General features: G+C 35.6%; 22 protein-coding genes and 2 pseudogenes. 17 read left to right on the top strand and 7 right to left on the bottom strand.

The window, feature by feature from the left end; genetic code table 11:
- Nucleotides 1–2 precede the first annotated feature (2 nt).
- The 11 genes and pseudogenes from DSY56_RS09310 to DSY56_RS12475 all read left to right on the top strand — a co-directional run.
- Complete coding sequence (locus DSY56_RS09310) at nucleotides 3–335, top strand: hypothetical protein (RefSeq protein WP_112445251.1); 333 nt, start codon at nucleotides 3–5, stop codon at nucleotides 333–335.
- A gap of 5 nt (nucleotides 336–340) precedes the next feature.
- Complete coding sequence (locus tag DSY56_RS09305; RefSeq protein ID WP_112445249.1) at nucleotides 341–1,108, top strand: hypothetical protein; 768 nt, start codon at nucleotides 341–343, stop codon at nucleotides 1,106–1,108.
- A 4-nt stretch (nucleotides 1,109–1,112) separates the two neighbouring features.
- Nucleotides 1,113–1,442, top strand: coding sequence for a phage holin (locus DSY56_RS09300; RefSeq protein ID WP_112445247.1), 330 nt, complete (start codon nucleotides 1,113–1,115; stop codon nucleotides 1,440–1,442).
- A 2-nt stretch (nucleotides 1,443–1,444) separates the two neighbouring features.
- Entirely contained in the window at nucleotides 1,445–2,371 is a 927-nt protein-coding gene (locus DSY56_RS09295) for an N-acetylmuramoyl-L-alanine amidase (protein ID WP_112445237.1), read from the top strand.
- A gap of 176 nt (nucleotides 2,372–2,547) precedes the next feature.
- A complete protein-coding gene (locus tag DSY56_RS09290; protein WP_112445235.1) occupies nucleotides 2,548–2,754 on the top strand; it encodes a hypothetical protein in 207 nt (68 codons plus the stop codon).
- The gene (locus DSY56_RS09285; protein ID WP_112445233.1) at nucleotides 2,738–3,169 is read left to right on the top strand and encodes a DUF2335 domain-containing protein; all 432 of its coding nucleotides are present in this window, start codon (nucleotides 2,738–2,740) and stop codon (nucleotides 3,167–3,169) included. Before DSY56_RS09290 ends, DSY56_RS09285 begins: the two co-directional genes overlap by 17 nt.
- A gap of 919 nt (nucleotides 3,170–4,088) precedes the next feature.
- On the top strand, nucleotides 4,089–4,316 hold the full coding sequence (locus DSY56_RS09275) for a hypothetical protein (RefSeq protein WP_050243459.1): 228 nt from the start codon (nucleotides 4,089–4,091) through the stop codon (nucleotides 4,314–4,316).
- Nucleotides 4,317–4,468: 152 nt separating this feature from the next.
- Nucleotides 4,469–4,945, top strand: coding sequence for a type II toxin-antitoxin system antitoxin PezA (gene pezA, locus DSY56_RS09270; RefSeq protein ID WP_112445231.1), 477 nt, complete (start codon nucleotides 4,469–4,471; stop codon nucleotides 4,943–4,945).
- Nucleotides 4,945–5,706, top strand: a complete 762-nt coding sequence (pezT, locus tag DSY56_RS09265) for a type II toxin-antitoxin system toxin PezT (RefSeq protein ID WP_112445229.1) — start codon at nucleotides 4,945–4,947, stop codon at nucleotides 5,704–5,706. The genes pezA and pezT overlap by 1 nt, the downstream gene beginning before the upstream one ends.
- Nucleotides 5,707–5,733: 27 nt before the next feature.
- Complete coding sequence (locus DSY56_RS09260) at nucleotides 5,734–8,232, top strand: Spaf_1101 family AAA-like ATPase (protein ID WP_112445227.1); 2,499 nt, start codon at nucleotides 5,734–5,736, stop codon at nucleotides 8,230–8,232.
- A gap of 88 nt (nucleotides 8,233–8,320) precedes the next feature.
- Nucleotides 8,321–9,592: pseudogene (locus DSY56_RS12475) on the top strand (SAG1250 family conjugative relaxase); the annotation flags it as partial.
- Between the two features lie 44 nt (nucleotides 9,593–9,636).
- Here the strand turns inward: DSY56_RS12475 and DSY56_RS09240 are convergent.
- Entirely contained in the window at nucleotides 9,637–10,488 is an 852-nt protein-coding gene (locus DSY56_RS09240) for a helix-turn-helix domain-containing protein (RefSeq protein WP_050243183.1), read from the bottom strand.
- Nucleotides 10,489–10,975: 487 nt separating this feature from the next.
- Here DSY56_RS09240 and DSY56_RS09235 point away from each other — a divergent pair, with 487 nt between their 5' ends.
- From DSY56_RS09235 to DSY56_RS12070, 3 genes are all read left to right on the top strand, one after another.
- On the top strand, nucleotides 10,976–11,539 hold the full coding sequence (locus DSY56_RS09235; RefSeq protein ID WP_226946486.1) for an ATP-binding cassette domain-containing protein: 564 nt from the start codon (nucleotides 10,976–10,978) through the stop codon (nucleotides 11,537–11,539).
- 91 nt (nucleotides 11,540–11,630) lie between these two features.
- Nucleotides 11,631–11,801 (top strand): hypothetical protein, encoded by a 171-nt coding sequence (locus tag DSY56_RS09230; protein WP_050243184.1) that lies wholly within the window; start codon nucleotides 11,631–11,633, stop codon nucleotides 11,799–11,801.
- 229 nt (nucleotides 11,802–12,030) lie between these two features.
- Nucleotides 12,031–12,186 carry a hypothetical protein gene (locus DSY56_RS12070; RefSeq protein WP_200832429.1) on the top strand — a complete coding sequence of 52 codons (156 nt, stop codon included), beginning with the start codon at nucleotides 12,031–12,033 and terminating at the stop codon, nucleotides 12,184–12,186.
- 156 nt (nucleotides 12,187–12,342) lie between these two features.
- On the opposite strand, the gene gdhA is transcribed toward DSY56_RS12070, so the two are convergent.
- Nucleotides 12,343–13,689, bottom strand: coding sequence for an NADP-specific glutamate dehydrogenase (gene gdhA, locus DSY56_RS09220; protein WP_000199543.1), 1,347 nt, complete (start codon nucleotides 13,687–13,689; stop codon nucleotides 12,343–12,345).
- Between the two features lie 433 nt (nucleotides 13,690–14,122).
- Between gdhA and DSY56_RS09210 the strand changes: the two are divergent.
- A pseudogene (locus DSY56_RS09210) lies at nucleotides 14,123–14,665 on the top strand (IS630 family transposase); the annotation flags it as partial.
- A gap of 105 nt (nucleotides 14,666–14,770) precedes the next feature.
- Here DSY56_RS09210 and DSY56_RS09205 read toward each other — a convergent pair.
- Nucleotides 14,771–15,922, bottom strand: a complete 1,152-nt coding sequence (locus tag DSY56_RS09205; protein WP_112445225.1) for a CAP domain-containing protein — start codon at nucleotides 15,920–15,922, stop codon at nucleotides 14,771–14,773.
- Nucleotides 15,923–16,305: 383 nt separating this feature from the next.
- On the opposite strand from DSY56_RS09205, the gene DSY56_RS09200 reads away from it, so the two are divergent.
- On the top strand, nucleotides 16,306–17,703 hold the full coding sequence (locus DSY56_RS09200) for an N-acetylmuramoyl-L-alanine amidase (RefSeq protein WP_112445223.1): 1,398 nt from the start codon (nucleotides 16,306–16,308) through the stop codon (nucleotides 17,701–17,703).
- A gap of 223 nt (nucleotides 17,704–17,926) precedes the next feature.
- On the opposite strand, the gene DSY56_RS09195 is transcribed toward DSY56_RS09200, so the two are convergent.
- The 4 genes from DSY56_RS09195 to DSY56_RS09180 form a co-directional block, all read right to left on the bottom strand.
- A complete protein-coding gene (locus DSY56_RS09195) occupies nucleotides 17,927–18,286 on the bottom strand; it encodes a type II toxin-antitoxin system RelE/ParE family toxin (RefSeq protein ID WP_112445221.1) in 360 nt (119 codons plus the stop codon).
- Complete coding sequence (gene relB, locus DSY56_RS09190; RefSeq protein ID WP_000213594.1) at nucleotides 18,276–18,560, bottom strand: type II toxin-antitoxin system RelB/ParD family antitoxin; 285 nt, start codon at nucleotides 18,558–18,560, stop codon at nucleotides 18,276–18,278. Before relB ends, DSY56_RS09195 begins: the two co-directional genes overlap by 11 nt.
- A gap of 190 nt (nucleotides 18,561–18,750) precedes the next feature.
- On the bottom strand, nucleotides 18,751–18,993 hold the full coding sequence (locus DSY56_RS09185; RefSeq protein WP_000710764.1) for a type B 50S ribosomal protein L31: 243 nt from the start codon (nucleotides 18,991–18,993) through the stop codon (nucleotides 18,751–18,753).
- A 95-nt stretch (nucleotides 18,994–19,088) separates the two neighbouring features.
- The gene (locus DSY56_RS09180; protein ID WP_112445219.1) at nucleotides 19,089–20,024 is read right to left on the bottom strand and encodes a DHH family phosphoesterase; all 936 of its coding nucleotides are present in this window, start codon (nucleotides 20,022–20,024) and stop codon (nucleotides 19,089–19,091) included.
- Nucleotides 20,025–20,127: 103 nt separating this feature from the next.
- Between DSY56_RS09180 and DSY56_RS09175 the strand changes: the two genes are divergently transcribed.
- The gene (locus DSY56_RS09175) at nucleotides 20,128–20,571 is read left to right on the top strand and encodes a flavodoxin (protein WP_001162128.1); all 444 of its coding nucleotides are present in this window, start codon (nucleotides 20,128–20,130) and stop codon (nucleotides 20,569–20,571) included.
- Nucleotides 20,572–20,662: the final 91 nt, after the last annotated feature.

Raw genomic sequence — 20,662 nt, 5'->3', positions numbered from 1 at the left:
AAATGGACACAACAAAATTAACAGCATTCGCACAAGCAGTTGGAGCAGATATCAAGGAAGTTAAGCAGAGCGTCAGCACTAAAGTAGAAACCTCAGCAATGACGCAAGCTATCTCTCAGGCAGTCACTCAAGCTAAATCCGAGGTTAAGGCTGAAATCTTGGGTGAGGGAACGCCTGAAAATCTTGACACACTGAAAGAAATCGCGGAAAAAATCACAAGTATGGGACAAGATGAAAATAGCGCACTTCTTGGCAAAGTAACTGAAGTCAGCGGACGTGTAGATCAGATTGCCAATGTTGACTTGGTCGCAACCTATAATGCAGCGAAAGCGTGATCGCTATGAGTAATTTAGAGGAATTTGCCCAAACAGTTGGGCGAGATGTCAAGGAGCTGAGCCAAAAGCCTGAACCAAGGCTGACACTGACAGGAATTACCCTTGGAATTGTTGGAGGCAATCATGTCACCCTACCGTTACCAGATAATGTAGGGCATGAAATCCGTGGCACTGGCTCACCAGAAGGGCGTATAAGTGCAGAAATAGGAGTGACTTACATCGACACAGCTAAAACTAACGGTGCTTTAAAATGGATTAAGATTACTGATGGTGGAAATCAAGGTTGGAAAGTTGTTGAAGGTGACACTGGTTGGGTGTTAGGTTGGCAGTATGATACGAATAAAAATGTCATAAACAGAATGTATTTCAGACGTATAAATAATGTTGTACATGTTAAGTTTGAACTTAAAATTAACACTAGTGCAATTAGACCTGATACTAATTTAATACTAGATCCAGGCAGTTATGAGTCAGATGATAACTTATCTATTGATGGTTTTAAACCTGTTGATGATGTAGCTCAGACTATATTTAATACTTATAATGATATTTATTCTAATACTGCAAGTGCTGAAAATTCAGAAGGTGCACAAGGAACGGGTGCTGTGATTATTCATTATAAGTATAACCATTATAAAGAGTATAGCGAAAAAAGTGGATTGAAGTTGCAGATTGTAACTAGTGAATTAGGCGTGGAGCAAAATCACGTCAACCCATTTTCTTATTTAACAGAAGATGAGTGGCCTACAACATTACCAACTATAGGAGGATAAACATATGACACAATTTAACGAACTCATCATTGCCTTTGCGACAGGCTTTTTAGCTGTAGCAGTAGGAAATATCGTAAAAGCAGTAAAAGATTATCTTTTACGAAAAGGTGGAGAAAAGGCGGTAAAAATCGCTGAAATCCTAGCCAAGAACGCAGTAAATGCCGTTGAGCAGGTAGCTGCTGAAACTGGCTACAAGGGAGATGAAAAATTGGCACAGGCTCGTGCTAAAATCCGTGCAGAGCTGACCAAATATAACATCAGCATGACGAACAAGGACTTGGACACCTTTGTGGAGTCAGCCGTGAAGCAGATGAATGACGCTTGGAGGGAGTAGGGATGGGTATCGATACAAGCAGACTACGTACAGGCTTGCCACAAGTCGGAGTGCAACCTTATAGACAAGTACATGCTCACTCAACAGGCAACCGCAACTCAACTGCTCAAAATGAGGCGGACTACCACTATAGAAAGGACCCTGGACTTGGGTTCTTTTCTCATGTCGTTGGAAATGGCCGTGTTATGCAGGTAGGACCTGTTGATAATGGTGCCTGGGACGTTGGGGGTGGTTGGAATGCTGAGACCTATGCAGCAGTTGAATTGATTGAAAGCCATTCAACTAAAGAAGAGTTCATGACAGACTATCGCCTTTATATCGAATTGCTACGAAATCTAGCAGATGAAGCAGGTTTGCCGAAAACTCTTGATACAGACGACTTGGCAGGTATCAAAACGCATGAATACTGTACGAATAACCAGCCGGATAACAGTAGCGACCACGTTGACCCGTATCCTTATCTTGCGAAATGGGGTGTTAGCCGTGAACAGTTTAAGCGAGATATTGAAAGTGGCTTGACGATCGAAGTAGGCTGGCAGAAGAACGATACAGGCTATTGGTATGTACACTCAGACGGCTCTTATCCAAAAGACAAGTTTGAGAAAATCAACGGAACCTGGTATTACTTCGACGGCTCAGGCTATATGCTTGCAGACCGCTGGAAGAAGCACACAGACGGCAACTGGTACTACTTTGACCAATCAGGCGAAATGGCTACAGGCTGGAAGAAAATCGCTGATAAGTGGTATTATTTTGACACAGAGGGCGCTATGAAGACAGGATGGGTCAAGTACAAGGATACCTGGTATTACCTAGACGGTAAAGAAGGTGCTATGGTATCAAACGCCTTCGTCCAGTCCGCAGACGGAACAATGGCAGACAAGCCAGAGTTCGCAGTTGAGCCAGACGGCTTGATTACAGTTAAATAATTTTAAAAAATAAAATGAAAGGAAAACTTTTCTAAAATGTGTATCTACCCCACAGGACTCGTTCTTGTGGGGATTTTTTTTGTTAAAAAGAGTAAGAAAGACTGACTTTTTTAAAGAAAGATGTCATAATCAAGTTAATTCAAAAAATATTATGGAGCGAGTAGGAGGAATTTGGTATGTTAAAAAATACAAAACAGCCTCAATACTTAAAGTCTTTTTTACTTGGTATGACAGCAATTGTATTGCCTATTTTTAGCTTTAACCAGAACATTCCAAAAGTAAAAGCTGATACAGTCCCAGACTGGAAGAAAGTCAAAAGTGATTACAAGAAATCAACGATGGGCATTCAGAAAGAGGTAATGAAATTTGGATACCGAGAATAAAGATTTGATTGAAGTCAATAATATCGTTGATGAAGTCGATCGATTACCACATGAACAGCGTCAAGTAGTTTTACAGAAGTTGGAAATCTATCAAGGTGACCTACCTCATCCAGATATTCTCAAAGGATATAAAGAGCTATATCCGGGTGCTGTTCAAAAGATTATTGATAATGGTATTGCAGAGAGCCAACATCGTAGGGCTATGGAAGATAAATACTTATCAGGGAATATTACTTCTCATAAATTGGGACAGTTATTTGGCTTTTTAATCGCCCTCGTTGTTACTATTGGTGGAATTTACTTAATAGCAACAGGTAAACAAATTGCAGGTAGTTTTTTAACTGGAACAACTGCACTAGGGCTAATTAGTTTGTTTACAGGGAATAATCGAAATAAAAACAAAGACAAAGAATAGTTACTCACCGCAGGCTCAGGCTTGCGGTTTTTTTGTTTGCTCTGAAATTGACTTGTTGACATCAACAAATAGCTTTATAAAGCGCTTGGTTGCCAATTTTGTTGACCTTAACAAAATTAGAGCTTGTATTTCTATTTTGCAAAAATGCTTATTTTTTAACTTTAGAAACAGAAATCTAAATCCTATTGTTCAAGAAAAGAGGGGCAAAAAAGGGGCATAAGGTGTAAACTTTTGTATTTTTACGGTAAAAAATATATGTAGTTTACAACGCACAAACCCTTATTTTAAGTCTCTTTTGACCCATGTATTTTTATTTATATAGTGCATCTCAGTTACTCTTAAATAAGAGGCATATACCAATTAGAATTCGGGATACTATAGTATCAGCCTTTTAGAATCGTGAACACATTTTAGAAACTGATAAATTAATTTAGTTTCCTACCAAAAACCCTACCAAAAATTAATTTGGCAGGGTTTTTCTTTTTAATAAAATTATTTTGGAGAACAGGGTTCGTTTTAAATGACCAGAAGTAAGCTATGTATAGATTCGAATTATAGTAGAATTTCGTATTTCAAATTTTGTAGAAATTTTTAAGACCCCTGACTATCGTTGTCACTATTTTGCAAAACATAAAAAATCAGAGTCAGATTTAGATTTTGCGGAATTTGTCTTTCAAAATCGGGGAAATCCAGATGAATTACAACACCAATTTGGTTTTATCTATGGTGTTCAGACTGATGACAATCCACCCCAAGCTTTAGCTCGTTTTCGTCAGAATGAAATTACAAAAGAAGAAATGCTTGCTGAGTTTAGAAACCCCTATTCTTTTAAATAATTATCCATTCACAACCAATCTTTTTGTGATATAATGAAAATAGAGAAGGTTTATCAATCAAAAACAGGAGAGGAGTTACAAAAATGGCAGTAGTATCATTGGAAAATAATATTAAACTATATAGTTCAGAATTATTTCAAGCACTATTAAAAGCCTCCAATTATAAATTGGATGAGCGTATTGCTCAGACTGTTACAGAAGTCTATGCTCGTAATCTAGATTATTCTGATCCTGAACGGATGCATGTTGGTGTAACTTCTGTTGCTAACAATTTGCTTACAAAAATTAAACAAGAGTATTTTAATGTATAGTATTTTGAAAAGCCACCGAAAAAGGAATTACTCTTTAAGGTGGCTTTTATAGAAGTAAAGTTTAGGCTAGAAAAACAAGAAATAACGCACCATTTTTGGTGCGTTTTGCTTTTTTATGCTATAATGGATTTATAAAAATAAAGGAGTTTGCCATGATTGGAAAGAACATAAAATCCTTACGTAAAACACATGACTTAACACAACCCGAATTTGCCCAAATTATAGGAATTTCTCGCAATAGCTTGAGTCGTTATGAAAATGGAACTAGTCCAGTCTCTACGGAACTAATAGATATCATTTGTCAGAAGTTTAATGTATCTTATGTTGATATCGTAGGAGAAGACAAAATGCTCAATCCTGTTGAAGATTATGAATTGACTTTAAAAATTGAAATTGTGAAAGAACGAGGTGCTAATCTATTATCTCGACTCTATCGTTATCAAGATAGTCAGGGAATTAGCATTGATGATGAATCTAATCCTTGGATTTTAATGAGTGATGATCTATCTGACTTGATTCATACGAATATCTATTTAGTAGAAACTTTTGATGAAATAGAGAGATATATCGGTTATTTGGATGGAATTGAACGTATGTTAGAGATATCTGAAAAACGGATGGTAGCCTAATGGAAATCCAAGATTATACCGATAGTGAATTCAAACATGCTTTGGCACGGAATCTTCGTTCTCTGACAAGAGGAAAAAAGTTCAGTAAGCAACCTATAGCGATTTTGCTTGGAGGGCAAAGTGGTGCTGGCAAGACTACAATTCATCGTATTAAACAGAAAGAATTTCAAGGAAATATTGTTATCATAGATGGCGATAGTTTTCGTTCTCAGCATCCACACTATTTAGAACTGCAGCAAGAATATGGCAAAGATAGCGTTGAATACACCAAGGATTTTGCAGGGAAAATGGTAGAGTCTTTAGTAACCGAATTAAGTCATTTGGGATACAATCTTTTGATTGAGGGAACTTTACGAACAGTTGATGTTCCAAAGAAAACAGCACAACTCTTGAAAAATAAGGGATATGAAGTACAATTAGCCTTGATTGCGACAAAGCCTGAGCTGTCCTATCTAAGTACTCTTATCCGATACGAAGAACTATACGCTATCAATCCAAATCAAGCACGCGCAACTCCAAAAGAACATCATGATTTCATTGTAAATCATCTAGTTGATAATACACGACAATTGGAAGAACTGGCTATCTTTGAAAGCATTCAAATTTATCAACGAGATAGAAGTTGTGTATATGATTCAAAAGAAAATACAACTTCAGCAGCAGAAGTGCTACAAGAATGCCTCTTCGGAAAATGGAGCAAGGTAGAGAAAGAGATGTTGAAGGTGGGGGAAAAGAGACTTAATGAATTACTTGAAAAATAAACAATTGATATTTTTAGGAGAGTAGAAGTGAGAGGATTTAATAACAAGATAAAGTTTGTTTATCAAGAACTAACAAATTCCAAAGAGAAATTCGGTAGCTTTCACAAGACTTTAATTCATTTGCATACACCTGCTTCTTATGATTACAAGCTATTTTCTAATTGGACTGCAACGAAATATAGAAAAATTACTGAAGATGAACTATATGATATATTTTTTGAAAATAAGAAAATAAAAGTTGATAAGACAATTTTTTTTAGTAATTTTGATAAGGTTGTTTTTTCTAGTTCAAAAGAATATATTAGTTTTCTTATGTTAGCAGAGGCAATCATAAAAAATGGAATAGAAATAGTTGTAGTAACTGATCATAATACTACCAAAGGTATTAAAAAGTTACAAATGGCAGTCTCAATCATAATGAAAAATTATCCGATTTATGATATACATCCTCATATTTTACATGGAGTAGAAATTAGTGCAGCAGATAAATTGCATATTGTATGTATATATGATTATGAACAAGAGTCATGGGTTAATCAATGGTTAAGTGAAAATATTATAAGTGAGAAAGATGGAAGTTATCAACATTCACTGACTATCATGAAAGATTTCAATAATCAAAAAATAGTTAATTATATTGCTCATTTCAATAGTTATAACATTTTGAAAAAAGGTTCTCACTTATCAGGTGCATATAAACGAAAAATTTTTTCTAAAGAAAACACACGATTTATTGGTGTTAAAAATATAAATTCTGTTGAAGGTTCTAGAAAAAAACTATTAACAGATTTTAATTGTGAGCCCAATTTTCTATTAGATAATGATTCTCACGAAATTGATTCACTCGGGAAGAACAATCTGTGGTTGAAAGGTGGAAAAATTTCTTTCAAGATGTTTCAAGAAGCATTGTTTGATTATAATGTATCAGTTAGTTTATGTGAGCCAAGCTTTAAACAAAAGTCCTATATAAAAGGATTATATATAGAAAATCGTGGGGAAAATAGAAGTTTTCTTGCAGGTGATAAGTTAAAAAAAGATAAAGACTTCTTTTTAACATTTTCACCATCTATGAATTGTTTAATTGGAGGGAGAGGTACAGGTAAAAGCACATTAATTGATATGTTACAATTTGTACTTTCTCAAGATTGTGATAAGCAAAGCAAATTGGAATTTCTATGTAACCATGCAAATGCTTTTGTACTCTATGTTTTAGAAGAAACTGAATATATTATTGAAGTTAGTTTGCCAGATGTCAAACAAGAAAATAAGGATAATATTTTACAATATTATGGGCAAAATCGAGAGAATAGGTTTGGCTATTCTTATATATTTAATTCTGACTCTATTAAAGAATGGACACGGTCTCAGTACACAAAAGTTTATAAAGTTGAAGGTAACCATTTTAAATTAGTTGATAAAACTAGAATTTTAGAGAAAATGTTTGATAGGAGATATTCTGTTAATGAGTTAGTTAAAACAGCTGACGGTGAAAAAATTACAGAATTTATTTCTAATTTAATGATTAAAAATAAAAAATTACCGAGACCAGACTATGGGCTAAGAACTCAGACACTCGAATCGTTTGAAGCAAAATTAAAGGAACTTGATGAATATTTAAAACAGCGGAAGCAATTAATACTCGAAATTATTGAGGATTTTAATGAAACTCAGATTGGTAAGTTAAGAATTTGTTATGAGCAAATTGATAGATGGGAAGAACCGCATTTCGAAAATTATCTTTTCAAGAATAATCGTTCTTCGTTTGATAATTATAGAATTAGTATGCAAGATGTAGCAGACGTTTTATATCTTATCTATCGGGAATTAGGATTGAAAGAATTTGTTAAAGTCATTGTAAGACAAAATATCCCTAATAAGTATTTTATGCTTTTAAAAAGTATCTCTGAAGATAATTTTGCAAAACAAGAAAATAATTGGAGAGATAAATCTGAAATTAATGAATACAACATTACGCATTTAAAAAAGAGTATCTACTCTTTAATTGAAAATAGTAGTTTATTAAATGAGTTTAAAAGAGTTTTAAAAGAGCATGTAGCTAATGAAAGGTTATTTTTGGAGTTTAATATTAACTCGAAAGAATCTTCGCACCAACTTGATATTGTCTATAAAGAAGTTGGTGTATTAAGTTTGGGACAAAAAGTTGTAGCCATGCTTGATTTTTTATTAGCATATAGTGATTATTCTAAAGACTTCAGACCATTGATTATTGATCAGCCTGAAGACAATCTAGACAATCGTTATATTTACAGGCATTTAGTTCAGCAGTTTAGAGATGTGAAAGCTCAACGTCAAATTATTTTAGCAACACATAATGCTACAATTGTAACAAATTCTATGACAGATCAAGTTGTTATTATGGAGTCAGATGGAGTTAACGGATGGATTGAATCACAGGGATATGTTAGTGAAAAATATATAAAAAATCATATCATCAATCAATTAGAGGGAGGAAAAGATTCCTTCAAGCATAAAATGTCTATATATGAGACGGCTTTATCAGAGTAGAGTCAGAAAAAGTAGGTTAGAAATTTAGCCTACTTTTTTCTTTGTCCGACAGGCATAGTGTACATCTGAGGTACAAGTCCTCTGTGGATATTTGTTGCAGCAATCTAAATCGTTTGATGATTTTTTAGAGAAAGCAAAGCAGTTGTATGTTCAGATTGATTTTAGTCAAAAGCATAGCCGTTTTTTGATGACAGATAGAACGATGATAAAACCAATTCGAGGACGCCAACTCAGCAAACGAGATTTATATGATGAAGAATTTTTTAGAATACATTTTGCCAAACAAGAGATTGAAAGTCGTTTAGAATTTTTGTTGAACCGTGTCAATTCTTTAGAAGATTTAATAACAAAAGCAAAAGAATTGAATCTAACCATTGACTTAAAACAAAAAAATGTAACTTTTATCCTGGAAGAAGATAATCAAAAGATAAGCCTGAATCATAAAAAAATTAGCGATAAGAAATTGTACGATGTTCAATTTTTTAATCGTTATTTTGAAGATAGAGAAGTTAGAGATATTCAAGCATTAGAAAATCTTCAGGAAGATTTTCAGACTTTTCGAGAGGAGCAGCATAAGGAGAAAGTCTCCGCTGAAGAAATCGAGGAAGCCTTCAAGAAATACAAGGAAAAACGAGATGCTATCCATGAGTTTGAGATTGAACTTACGGATAATCAGATAGAGAAGTTGGTTGATGATGGTATCTATATCCGGGTTTCGTTTGGTATTAAACAGAGTGGACTCATCTTTATTCCTAACTACCAGCTAGATATTTTTGAGGAAGACAATCAGAAAAAATATAAAGTCTACATTCGAGAAACGTCTTTTTACTTTGTCTATAATAAAGAAAACAAGGATAATAATTGTTTCATCAAGGGTAGGACTTTAATCAGATAATTGAGCAACGATAGCCAAAAACTCCCATATAGACGACCAACTTTAAAAAGTCTTTAAGACAAGATTTCTGAAATTAATCTTATGATTGAACTATCTAACACGAACAAACAATACCAAGAAATCAAAGATGAGCTTGTATTAGAAATTGCAGAGATTGATATGAAGCTAGAAGAAACCCAAGAAAAAATCGCCACCTTAAACAAGATGGTGGAAGTCCTTATCAATTTGAAGAGTGAAGATCATGAGACTAGAAAATTAGCTAAGTATGATTTTGCCCAAATGAACATGACGGAATCAATAACGTTAGATCGACTCAATACAGATATTTTAAAATTACAACAGGAACTTGGTAATGAAATTAATGAATATGAGGAGATAGCTAGAAGACAGGATTCGTTTGTGAAAATTATTAATACCAATAAATTTACAGTCCTAAAATTTCACGAGAATGCTTTACTAGAATAATAGTATTTACGACTAATTCGTTAAAATATAGAGAATAATTTCATTTATTTTTTATTTACTAGTTTATTAAAATGATCAGTATGGTGTAATCTTAACTTGTCTTCTCTTAAAATATCGAGAACTTGTATGGCCTGTTTCATTTTTTCAATTCCACTACTTAATTGGCGTTTAAATTCATAGTATCCAGTTGCATAGAGAAAAACTGTCTGTTCATAGAAGTTAAATTCATTATCTAATAATGTTTTTATCTCACTAATTAAATAGGAACAATTAGAAAATTTTTCCTCATCTATACTAAGAATTAAACAATTTATAGCAAGTTGAGTGACCATTCGTTTATTGGTTTTATTCAGAGAAGAGTAGATATAATTCTTTAACAATTCCTTTGTCAATAAGAAGTAGGAATTGTAGTTAATTGTTCGTGCACAGTTACCAAATATAATAATCTCATAGTAACCCCATTTTTCGACTTTAAAAAGATAGTCTGTCAGTTGAAGTAGTTCTTCATCTGATGGAATGATCCTCGAATCCATTGTGTGCAGAATGGATTTTACCATAGTTTTCTCTAAAGGATCTAGAGTGTAATTTGTAGTGTCAGATAGTAGGCACGCTATATTATCAATACTTTGTGATGAGTATTGTTTACGAATATATTGAACTAGGTTAGCAAATGATTCACTATTGGTGTAGTCATCATCGTGTAAAATAAGAAACTCATCTAGGGTAACGTGCAACTTGTCTAAAATATTGATTAGTCTAATACATGAGATTTCTGATTCTCCACGTTCGAATCGAGATATTTGAGATTTAGAAAGATGCTCGTCAGCAACAGAACATAAACTGATTTGTTTTCCTTTACGAACTTTTCTGAGTGTGATACCAAGTTTTGATTTCATAATTTTCCCGTTTTCCCAACAAAAAAGTAATTGATTCTTATTTATTGTACAATAAATAAAAACTGAAAGGAAGTCTAAATATGAAGAAAATTTTAAAAAATTCCCCAATTTTATTGTTGGTAATGGATATTATTATTGTCGGTGGATAAAATGTTTAGGTGTACACCTAAGAGTCTGGGACAAAAAGATTTTGATTTTAGGAATTCTTGATTATAAATTTTAAAAATCGATAGATTAGACAAAAAAGCGAATAAGACAGAATTCTGAGTGTCAGATAACTCGTTTTGTTAGCTTTTTATATTTAAGGTTAGACTTTTGTCCCAGACTCTTAGTACTGGTTGGAGGATACGATGAAAGATAGTATGGTTAATTATTGGTTAAATTATTTTCCGGAGTATAGTTTAGAAACGTTTGAAGTAGAATAGATATTAAGGGCCTATCTTTCTCTTATTCCAAAGACTCAGCTCCTGTAATAGAAAATTTAAATTTGACTATTGATTCAGGACAGAGAATTGCACTAGTCGGTCAACCGGGGTCAGGAAAAAGTACGTTATCAAAAATACCATCAGGATTATATAAGATTGATACAGGAAAAGTTTTATTTGATGGTGTAAATATTAATCAAATAGATAAAAAAATATTAAGTCAAAATTTAGGAGTAGTTCCACAGGATTCATTTTTATTGAACAGAAGTATTCTTGATAATATAACTTTAAAGCACGAAGTTACTTCACAAAAGATAGAGGAAGTTTGTAAAGCAGTTCAAATCTATGATGAAATCATGGCTATGCCGATGAAATTTAATACTATCATCTCAGAGATGGGTTCAAATATTTCAGGTATTCAAAGACAACGGATAGCACTGGCACGTGCATTAATAAATAATCCTAGTATTGTAATTTTAGATGAGGCAACTAGTGCATTAGACACTATTAATGAGGAAAGAATAACAAAGTATATAAAAAGTCAGGGCTGTACTCAAATAATTGTAGTTCACAGATTGTTATCGATTAAGGATGCGGGATATTATTTTTGTAATGAAAGGTGGTAAGATTGTTGAGTCAGGAAATCATAAGTACTTAATGGCTCTTGGTGGAGATGACTAGAGCTTATATACAAAAAGGAAATGAGGTGTACAGAAAATGAAGAAAGAAAATGAATATGTAATTTCAACAGCAGCCTCACTAGGGGTGATGATTGGAATAGTGTTTGCAATTTTTTTAGATTTTCCAGTTGAATATGGTATTTCTTTAGGCTTGTTGAATGGAATAGTATTGGGTTCGCTGATTGTTTACAAAAACAATAATAATTAAGCATAATTTTTTGCTGTAAACTAACGAGTAGAGATGGCTATAGTTGAAATTATAAATCTAACAAAAAACTTTAAAGATATTGAAGTTATTCATAACACTTCATTTTATTTAAATAATAGAGCGACTACATTAGTAGCTTAAAAACATGATTAAACCGCTATTCTTAGGAGTAGCGGTTTTTCTTTTTGTTCAAGAAGGGGCAAAAAAGGGGGCGAGTAAGTAATACTCAATGAAAGTCAAAGAGCAAACTAGGAAGCTAGCCGCAGGCTGCTCAAAACACCGTTTTGAGGTTGCAGATAGAACTGACGAAGTCAGTGACCATATCTACGGTAAGGCGACGCTGACGTGGTTTGAAGAGATTTTCGAAGAGTATACAATAGATTGAATCTGGAATAGTCCATCAAGTTTTCTAAAACACTGTTAGAAATTGGTTTGAATTTCGTAATCAAGTTGTTTGGTTTTAATTTAATTAGAATTTCCCAACTGTCTAACTCAACTAAAAATCCCCAATCGTAGTGATTGAGGATTAAGCAAATAAATCTTAAACAATACCTTGGGCAATCATAGCGTTTGCTACATTTTCAAAGGCAGCAATGTTTGCTCCTGCAAGGTAGTCTTTATCAAGACCGTATGTTTCTGAAGTTGTTTTAGCTGTGTTGAAGATGTTTGTCATGATGTCTTTGAGACGTCCATCAACTTCTTCACGAGTCCATGAGAGGCGAAGACTATTTTGGCTCATTTCAAGTGCTGAAACGGCTACACCACCAGCGTTGGCAGCTTTTGCAGGTCCGTAGAAGATACCATTTTCTTTGTAGACTTTGATGGCATCAAGGTCGCTTGGCATGTTGGCACCTTCAGATACACAGATAACGCCTTGAGCAACCAAACGTTTAGCTGCTTCACCGTTGATTTCGTTTTGAGTCGCACATGGAAGCGCAATGTCATAGTTTCCAGCGTAAGTCCATACAGAACCTTCATGATAAGTAGCAGTTGCTTTTTCAGCAGCATACTCAGTCAAACGAGCGCGACGTTTTTCTTTAACGTCAACCAAAAGATCGAAGTCGATACCATTTTCATCGATGACATAGCCGTTTGAGTCAGATACAGAGATAACAGTTGCACCAAGTTCAGTCGCTTTTTGAAGAGCGTATTGAGCTACGTTACCAGAACCTGAAATAACCACTTTCTTACCAGCAAAGCTGTTACCGTTAGCTTTGAGCATTTCTTCAGTGTAGTAAACCAAACCGTAACCAGTTGCTTCTGGACGAATCAAGCTACCACCAAATCCAAGAGGTTTACCAGTCAAGACACCAGCATCAAATTGGTTAAGGCGTTTGTATTGACCGTAAAGGTAACCAATCTCACGTCCACCAACACCGATATCACCAGCAGGTACATCAAGTGATGGCCCAATGTATTTTTGCAATTCAGTCATGAAGCTTTGGCAGAAGCGCATCACTTCAGCATCTGTTTTACCTTTAGGATCGAAGTCTGATCCACCTTTACCTCCACCGATAGGAAGTCCAGTCAAGACATTTTTAAAGATTTGTTCAAATCCGAGGAATTTCAAGATCCCTTGGTTTACAGTTGGATGGAAACGAAGTCCGCCTTTGTATGGTCCAACAGCTGAGTTGAATTGAACACGGTAGCCACGGTTTACTTGAACTTTTCCATCACGGTCAACCCAAGGAACACGGAAAGAAATCACGCGCTCAGGCTCAGTAATACGTGCCAAGATATTTTCTTCGATATACTCAGGGTGTTTTTCAAATACAGGTTCTAAAGTGTTGAAAAATTCTTCAACAGCTTGGAGGAATTCAGCCTCGTGCCCGTTACGAGCTTTTACAGTTTCAAACACGCTTTGGATATATTCTTTAGCAGATGTCATATCGTTCTCCTTTTATTGTCATATTTTATTACATGAGTCATTATAGCAGAATTTTTTTTCACTGTAAAGAAAAAAACAGAAATTTTCTAAAAATTCTTTCAATTCAGTTTTTGGGATTTTTTGAAAATAGATAAAAATACGAACGTTTTTCTTGGAAATGCCTTTCTTAAAGAGAAAATCTGAAAATATGCTATAAGAAAGGAAAATGTTTAGCAATTCAGAAATCACTTGTTAATTTATCCGTGATATGTTAGATTTGCCAGTAAAACTATGATCATTTTGGAGGAAAGCAATATTTACATCCCCTTATTCAGGGCAGGATTTTCTATACAAGTATAGATGTCTTGCTGGAGTTGGATCATGGAACCCAAGCGGTTATTGAGATTTAGAACTATCATCAGAATTTTTTCATTAGACTTGTTCGGTAACCATAAAGTACTATACTATCCATGAACAGGGCCCAGAAAAAGTAGCCTTATTTCTTAAGAATTTTAATAGTTTAAAGCAATTAGCACCTGTTTATATTGATGAAACAGGATTCGATACTTATTTTTATCGAGAATATGGTCGCTCTTTAAAAGGTCAGATAATAAGAGGTAAAGTATCTGGAAGAAGATATCAGAGGATTTCTTTGGTTGCAGGGCTAACAAATGGTGAGTTAATCGCTCCAATGACCTACGAAGAGAGGATGACGAGCGACTTTTTTGAAGCATGGTTTCAGAAATTTCTCTTACCAACATTAAACAAACCATCAGTTATTATTATGGATAATGTAAGATTCCATAGAATGGCTAAGATAGAAGTCTTGTGTGAAGAGTTTGGGCATAAACTTTTACCTCTTCCTCCCTACTCACCTGAGTACAATCCTATGGAGAAGACATGGGCTCATATCAAAAAGCACCTCAAAAAGGTATTACCAACTTGCAATACCTTTTACGAGGCTCTTTTGTATTGTTCTTGTTTCAATTTGTTATAAATGCCTAAGATAAGACCTGTACTAGGTAAATAAAAATCTCTATACTATCTGAAAGTGAAGATTACTCACTATAAGATAGCATAGAGCCTTTTTGTTGTAGTTAAATTATCCTACCCACTCCCCATTGTAATTAACACGGTAACCGTCAGGTGTAGTCGTATTGATTGCGAGTGCACCTGAACTATAGGCATAGTACCATTTGCCAGATACTTTCATCCAACCAGTCTTCATAGCGCCTGAACCGTCGAGATAGTACCAGCTACCGTCTTTCACCCAGCCTGTTTGCATCCAGCCAGAGTTGTCAAAGCGATACCAAGTTCTATTTATTTTTTCCCATCCATTACTCGTGTATGAGCCGTCATTGTGTTCAAACCACCAACGTCCGTTTGATTGAATCCAACTTCCGAAGTATTGGGAATGATTGGACCCATTTTTCTGACTTGAATTTGTATTTGCAGTTTTGGTTTTATGAGTTCCGATTGCCTTCAAGTCTTTGTCAAAAAGATTTGCCTTAGTCGCAAATGTTTGAATCTGAGAAGAATTTGCTTCTGTATATTGAATGGCCTTTCCATAACCACTAGCTAATTCTTCAGAGCCACCAGATGCTGTTCCGAGACTTTGTGCAACAGTAATCCATCCATTTTGAGTGGCAGGGTTTTCAAAGGCTGCCAACCCCATATAGGTCAGTTTTGGATCAATTAAGGATTTATAGTGTCCAGTTTGACCTGTAACACTGACACCACTACGAGATTTAACATAATCGACTTTTTCATCATACCATTGCTGGATGGCCTTCATAAATCCGTCATAGTTCCAAGCCAAATTTTCTGAAAGGGAGAAATTTCCTGCAGGCCAGGAAGTCCAAATATCCTTGCTAGACAAGCGTGTGTGATCAATGGTGATCGAAGCTTCTGCTGCACGAACGAAGGCTGTTTTTTCTAGTGCAGTTGACCATTTGATAGGAACATAGCTAGTAGCTAGACCTTCATCTGCTGCCTCTTTTCGAATGGCATTGATACGGTCTAAGATAGCCTGTTTATCTGGCGTTAAGAAAGTCCCTTCAATCCCAACTAGAGTAGTACCAGAAGAAGCACTAGTGATCTCAGAGTTTAAGATATTGTAGGATTGACCATTGATTGCTTGAGTGGAAACCAGCCTATCATTAGCAGCTACTGATTGTGATGTAAGAGTTCCAGCTCCTAACAAGGAAAGTACTAAAACTGTAGCAAGTGTGAACTTTTTAGTTTTATTGTTCATTTTGTGTCCTCCTATTTTTATTATAACATCTCTACTAGGCAGAGTAAACTAAAATTCGGTATAGCTAGGGACTAGATTTATTTTAAATTTAGATGTTTGCAAAAATTTTTCTTAAATTTGGTGTATAATATAAATAGATGATTTTAATGAAATCTACTCGACTTGTTCGATAACTATTTGAAGCGAGATTAGGTGTTCAGAAATTGAATTTTTAAGGTTCCCACTTAGTCATGCTTTTTAGGTTTCACATCTTTAAATAAGCTAAACACTCTATGATGTCATATAAATTATAGTTTAGAGGATGTAGAACAAATCTTCCTTCATCAAGGAAGTCAAATAACTCAATAACACAGGGATTCCATTCCCCTAGAAAGGTTAAATAAATGAAATCATATAAGAAATTTACGATTCTTGCTCTGGCTCTTCTTGGATTCACTAGCCAAACAGTTTTAGCTAATGATGCTAGTCATCCTACGAATAACTCTATCGGTGGTTCAACTACTAGCTCTGCAAGTCCTTTTCAAGTAGCTACAGAAAATCAGCCAACGACTCCTAGTTCGAGTAAGCAGGAGACAAAACCAACTCTTCCTACTGAGTCTAAGCTACAAACTGGTTGGGTAAAAGAAGACGGGAAGTGGACTTATTATAGTCAAACAGGTGTCAAATTTACAGATACTCTTTATGAGGGCTACCTATTTGATAAGGATGGTTACTTACTTGAAAATAGCTGGTATCAGATGGCTAACAAGTGGTACTACGCCAATGGCTCAGGAAAATATTTGTCTAACCAATGGAGTCAAATCAATGGTAAATGGTATGCATTTGATCAAAATGGTACCATGATGGCTAATACCTGGAAGGGAAATTATTACCTGAAGTCCAGTGGGGCTATGGCAGATAAAGAATGGGTGTACGATCCGAACTACTCTAGCTGGTTTTATCTCAAGGCAGGTGGGCACTATGCTGAACAGCAATGGGTTGGCTCTTACTATCTAAAATCTGGTGGCTACATGGCTCACAAAGAGTGGATTTATGATCAAGATTATAAAGCTTGGTATTATCTTAAAGAAGATGGCGTTTATGTCACTGGAACTTATACTATTGATGGAAGTAGTCATTTTTTCAAAGATAATGGTAAATGGGTGCAAGAACTTCCAAAAGGATTTGAAAAGGGGCGCTATAGTAAGACTATTTTCCTAGATCCTGGGCATGGTGGACGTGATTCGGGCGCTTACTATTATGGAATAGCTGAAAAAGATTTGAATCTACAGGTCTCTCGTAAATTACGGAAACGTTTAGAAGAACTTGGCTATACAGTTTTAACATCTCGTGATAGTGATGTGGATGTTGACTTTGTGACAGAGCGTTCTCGTATGGTAAATAAAACGAATGCAGACTTCTTTATTAGTATTCATTTTAACGCTACTGGGAATGACACAACACTGAATCTGGGAATACAGACTTATTCTTATAAGGAAGATGCAGGTTACCCGAGCAAGATTAACCAGTACTGGCATAATAATCCAGACCGTATAAGTGAAAGTAATCGTTTGGCCGCTGACCTTCATTCATCTCTCTTGATCGAGACAGGAGCTAGAGATGCTGGACTTCTGCAAGCCACCTTCGCTGTTCTTCGTGAAACTGCGAAACCTGCTGTGTTATTAGAGTTGGGTTATATGGATAATCCAGAAGAAAACCAACGAATCCGTAGTGATCAATACCAAGATAAGTTAGTTGAAGGCATTATTAAAGGAATTCAAAAATATTACGCTGGAAATTAAGAAACTATATCAAACTAAGCTTTGGAGATTGTCCTAGGCTTAGTTTTTTATTGGTAAGGAACTGAAAATCAAGATAAGGAAGACTAAATCTTGTCAAATTAAAAAACTTTGTACTCTGGAAACCATCGTGTGGCTATCTAGAGTGCAAAGTTTTTTTGAGTTTCTAGTTAAAATGAAGACTGTATTCTTTATAATTACAAGGCTATTAAGGGAGCAGTGGACATTAAAATGATGATTTTGAATTTTTATTATTTTTGCTTTGTAGCAAGGTAACATAGTCACTTTTGGTGTGGAATAAGTGGGAAAGAAAAACAGTTCTTTGGGTTTGATCGATAAAGTAAAGCAAGATATATTGCCCAATAATTTTTCCCCGTGTTGGGTACTTACTGTTGATTTTTAGTCCAATTTTTTCATCTGCATCAAAGCCAGCTTCAGGAAAGGTTTCTAAACTTTTTAAGCCGTCTAAAATTCTAGCAACAGTATTTTTGGCAGACTGAGGTGATAAAAGAACGGTAGTAATATAGTCATGAATACTGTCAATTGCCTGACTCACTTCAGTAGATAGAATCACTTTATAAGCCATATCGTAGCCTCATATCATCTAGGGAAGTTCCTTGTCCAGATTCATATTCTCTTAAGGCGCGTTCAGATTGGGCTTGTAGCTCCTGAATCAATCGTTCACGGTGTAAATCTTCTGCGGTTTTTATTGGTAAATCCTGTTCGAGAACAATCTGCTCGATAAAAAGACTAATAGCATCCGTCATAGTCATTCCTTTTTCCTTGATGATAGCTCTAGCTTGTTCCATTGATGACTCGTTGATTTTAAAATTGTATTGCTTAGTAAGTGATGTCGTCATGGTATATCTCCAATCTATACTATATATAGCTAGTATATATCTTTTCTATTTTTTAGGCAAGAAAAAACTCTATATTCTGAAAACCATCGAGTGGCTATCGAGAGTGCAAAGTTTTTTTGAGTTTGGAACATGAAAACAGCAGTTGATTTCAAGAAAGAAAAAAGAACAGCCGAAACTGTTCTTTTTATCATTATTTGAGACCGTATTTTTTGTTGAAACGATCCACGCGTCCATCTGCTTGAGTGAACTTTTGACGTCCAGTGTAGAATGGGTGTGAGTCTGATGAAATTTCCACACGGATCAATGGGTAAGTTTCGCCTTCGAACTCAACTGTTTCGTTAGAGCGTTTTGTTGAACCGCTAAGGAATTGGTAACCAGTAGTTGTGTCCATGAAGACAACTGGGCGATATTCTGGATGGATATCTTTTTTCATTTTGCAATAGTTCCTTTCTGCCATGGTCTCTTTGCGAGCCATAGATTGTTACCATACTAGTCTATCAGATTCTGAAAAGTTTGGCAAGTATTTTATCAGTTTTTAAGCAAGTTTTTTAACTTTTGGTAGATGATTTCGTTTTCTTCTAGGCTATAGGAATTAGCACCACTTGCTAGAGGGTGGCCTCCACCATCATGTTCCTTGGCGATTTCATTGATAGGATGGATTTTACTACGTAAGCGAACACGATAGTGGCCATCAGCCTGCTCCACAAAAATTCCCCAGAGACTCACACTATCAATACGCCCAGGTGCACCGACAATGGCTGCAGTTTCAGCATCGGTAACATTGAATTGTTTTAAGATTTTCTGACTCAGGATAACGCGAGCTGCACCATTTTCATCCACTTCCAGATGGTCGTAGATGTAGCCTTGAAGTTTAGCAATTTTGTAGCTCATAGTGTCCATTTTGCGGGTGAGAGCCGCAAAGTCAAAGTTATGTTCTCTCAAATAAGCAGCCAGACGAAGAGTCCGTGCAGTGGTAGAAGGGTAGAGGAAGCGACCTGTATCACCAACAATTCCTGCAAAGAGTAATTCAGCAGCGCGATCTGACAAGGCCAGTTGGGTTGTTTGGGCAAATAGGGTAATCATCTCGCTAGCACTGCTTGAACTAGTATCCACCCATGATAGGTCACCGTATACATCATCATTTGGATGGTGGTCAATCTTAATGAGAAAATCACCTTGACTATAGCGCTTATCATCGATACGAGCAGTATTCGCCGTATCACAGACGATGACAAGGGCACCTTGGTAGGCACTATCTTGAACAAGATCCATTTCAGCCATCCAAGTAAGAGTTGGTTCATCAAAACCAACGGCTTTGATGGTTTTTTCTGGGAAATGATGTTTGAGAAGAGCTTTCAATCCCACCTGACTTCCCAAGGCATCAGGGTCTGGTTTCATATGACGATGAATGATAATCGTGTCGTATTCTTTAATTTTTTCTAAAATTTGATGGCAAATGTCCATAAATAACCTCAATTCTTTCTCATTTCATTGTAGCACAAGAATTTTTATTTTTAAAATGAAAAAGATGTGATATAATGGAGAAAGATAAATTGAGGAGGACGATATGGCATTAGCAAAAATTGTATTTGCCAGTATGACCGGTAATACCGAAGAAATTGCAGATATTGTAGCAGACAAATTACGTGACTTGGGCTTGGATGTCGATGTTGATGAATGTACAACTGTTGACGCTTCCGACTTCTTGGAGGCAGACATCGCTATCGTTGCGACCTATACTTATGGTGATGGAGAATTGCCAGATGAGATGATGGACTTCTACGAAGACCTAGCAGACCTCAACTTGAATGGTAAAATCTACGGAGTGGTCGGCTCAGGAGATACCTTCTACGATGAATTCTGTAAGGCTGTTGATGACTTTGACCGTGTTTTTGTGTCAACAGGGGCAGAAAAAGGTTCAGAGTGTGTCAAAGTTGATCTTTCTGCCGAAGAAGAAGACATTGAACGCTTGGAACAATTCGCAGAAGAATTGGCTGCTAAAGTAGGATAAGTATAAACAAACGTGAGCTGATGCAATCAATCAGTGCATTTTTCTTATCGTGAGTTGGGATTTTACTAGCCTATTTGGTGGCTTTTTGATA

It is taken from the genome of Streptococcus sp. 596553, assembly GCF_900411395.1.
GTDB classification, from domain to species: domain Bacteria; phylum Bacillota; class Bacilli; order Lactobacillales; family Streptococcaceae; genus Streptococcus; species Streptococcus mitis_BA.
The sequence above is the reverse complement of the archived record's forward strand: the minus strand, read 5'-3'. Positions and strand labels throughout refer to the sequence as shown.

Excerpts from the sequence above, each read along its gene's own strand:
- DSY56_RS09310 (WP_112445251.1), top strand. The coding sequence starts at position 3 with ATGGACACAACAAAATTAACAGCATTCGCACAAGCAGTTGGAGCAGAT.
- DSY56_RS09305 (WP_112445249.1), top strand. The coding sequence starts at position 341 with ATGAGTAATTTAGAGGAATTTGCCCAAACAGTTGGGCGAGATGTCAAG.
- DSY56_RS09300 (WP_112445247.1), top strand. The coding sequence starts at position 1,113 with ATGACACAATTTAACGAACTCATCATTGCCTTTGCGACAGGCTTTTTA.
- DSY56_RS09295 (WP_112445237.1), top strand. The coding sequence starts at position 1,445 with ATGGGTATCGATACAAGCAGACTACGTACAGGCTTGCCACAAGTCGGA.
- DSY56_RS09290 (WP_112445235.1), top strand. The coding sequence starts at position 2,548 with ATGTTAAAAAATACAAAACAGCCTCAATACTTAAAGTCTTTTTTACTT.
- DSY56_RS09275 (WP_050243459.1), top strand. The coding sequence starts at position 4,089 with ATGGCAGTAGTATCATTGGAAAATAATATTAAACTATATAGTTCAGAA.
- pezA (WP_112445231.1), top strand. The coding sequence starts at position 4,469 with ATGATTGGAAAGAACATAAAATCCTTACGTAAAACACATGACTTAACA.
- pezT (WP_112445229.1), top strand. The coding sequence starts at position 4,945 with ATGGAAATCCAAGATTATACCGATAGTGAATTCAAACATGCTTTGGCA.
- DSY56_RS09240 (WP_050243183.1), bottom strand. The coding sequence starts at position 10,488 with ATGAAATCAAAACTTGGTATCACACTCAGAAAAGTTCGTAAAGGAAAA.
- DSY56_RS09230 (WP_050243184.1), top strand. The coding sequence starts at position 11,631 with ATGAAGAAAGAAAATGAATATGTAATTTCAACAGCAGCCTCACTAGGG.
- DSY56_RS12070 (WP_200832429.1), top strand. The coding sequence starts at position 12,031 with ATGAAAGTCAAAGAGCAAACTAGGAAGCTAGCCGCAGGCTGCTCAAAA.
- gdhA (WP_000199543.1), bottom strand. The coding sequence starts at position 13,689 with ATGACATCTGCTAAAGAATATATCCAAAGCGTGTTTGAAACTGTAAAA.
- DSY56_RS09205 (WP_112445225.1), bottom strand. The coding sequence starts at position 15,922 with ATGAACAATAAAACTAAAAAGTTCACACTTGCTACAGTTTTAGTACTT.
- DSY56_RS09200 (WP_112445223.1), top strand. The coding sequence starts at position 16,306 with ATGAAATCATATAAGAAATTTACGATTCTTGCTCTGGCTCTTCTTGGA.
- DSY56_RS09195 (WP_112445221.1), bottom strand. The coding sequence starts at position 18,286 with ATGGCTTATAAAGTGATTCTATCTACTGAAGTGAGTCAGGCAATTGAC.
- relB (WP_000213594.1), bottom strand. The coding sequence starts at position 18,560 with ATGACGACATCACTTACTAAGCAATACAATTTTAAAATCAACGAGTCA.
- DSY56_RS09185 (WP_000710764.1), bottom strand. The coding sequence starts at position 18,993 with ATGAAAAAAGATATCCATCCAGAATATCGCCCAGTTGTCTTCATGGAC.
- DSY56_RS09180 (WP_112445219.1), bottom strand. The coding sequence starts at position 20,024 with ATGGACATTTGCCATCAAATTTTAGAAAAAATTAAAGAATACGACACG.
- DSY56_RS09175 (WP_001162128.1), top strand. The coding sequence starts at position 20,128 with ATGGCATTAGCAAAAATTGTATTTGCCAGTATGACCGGTAATACCGAA.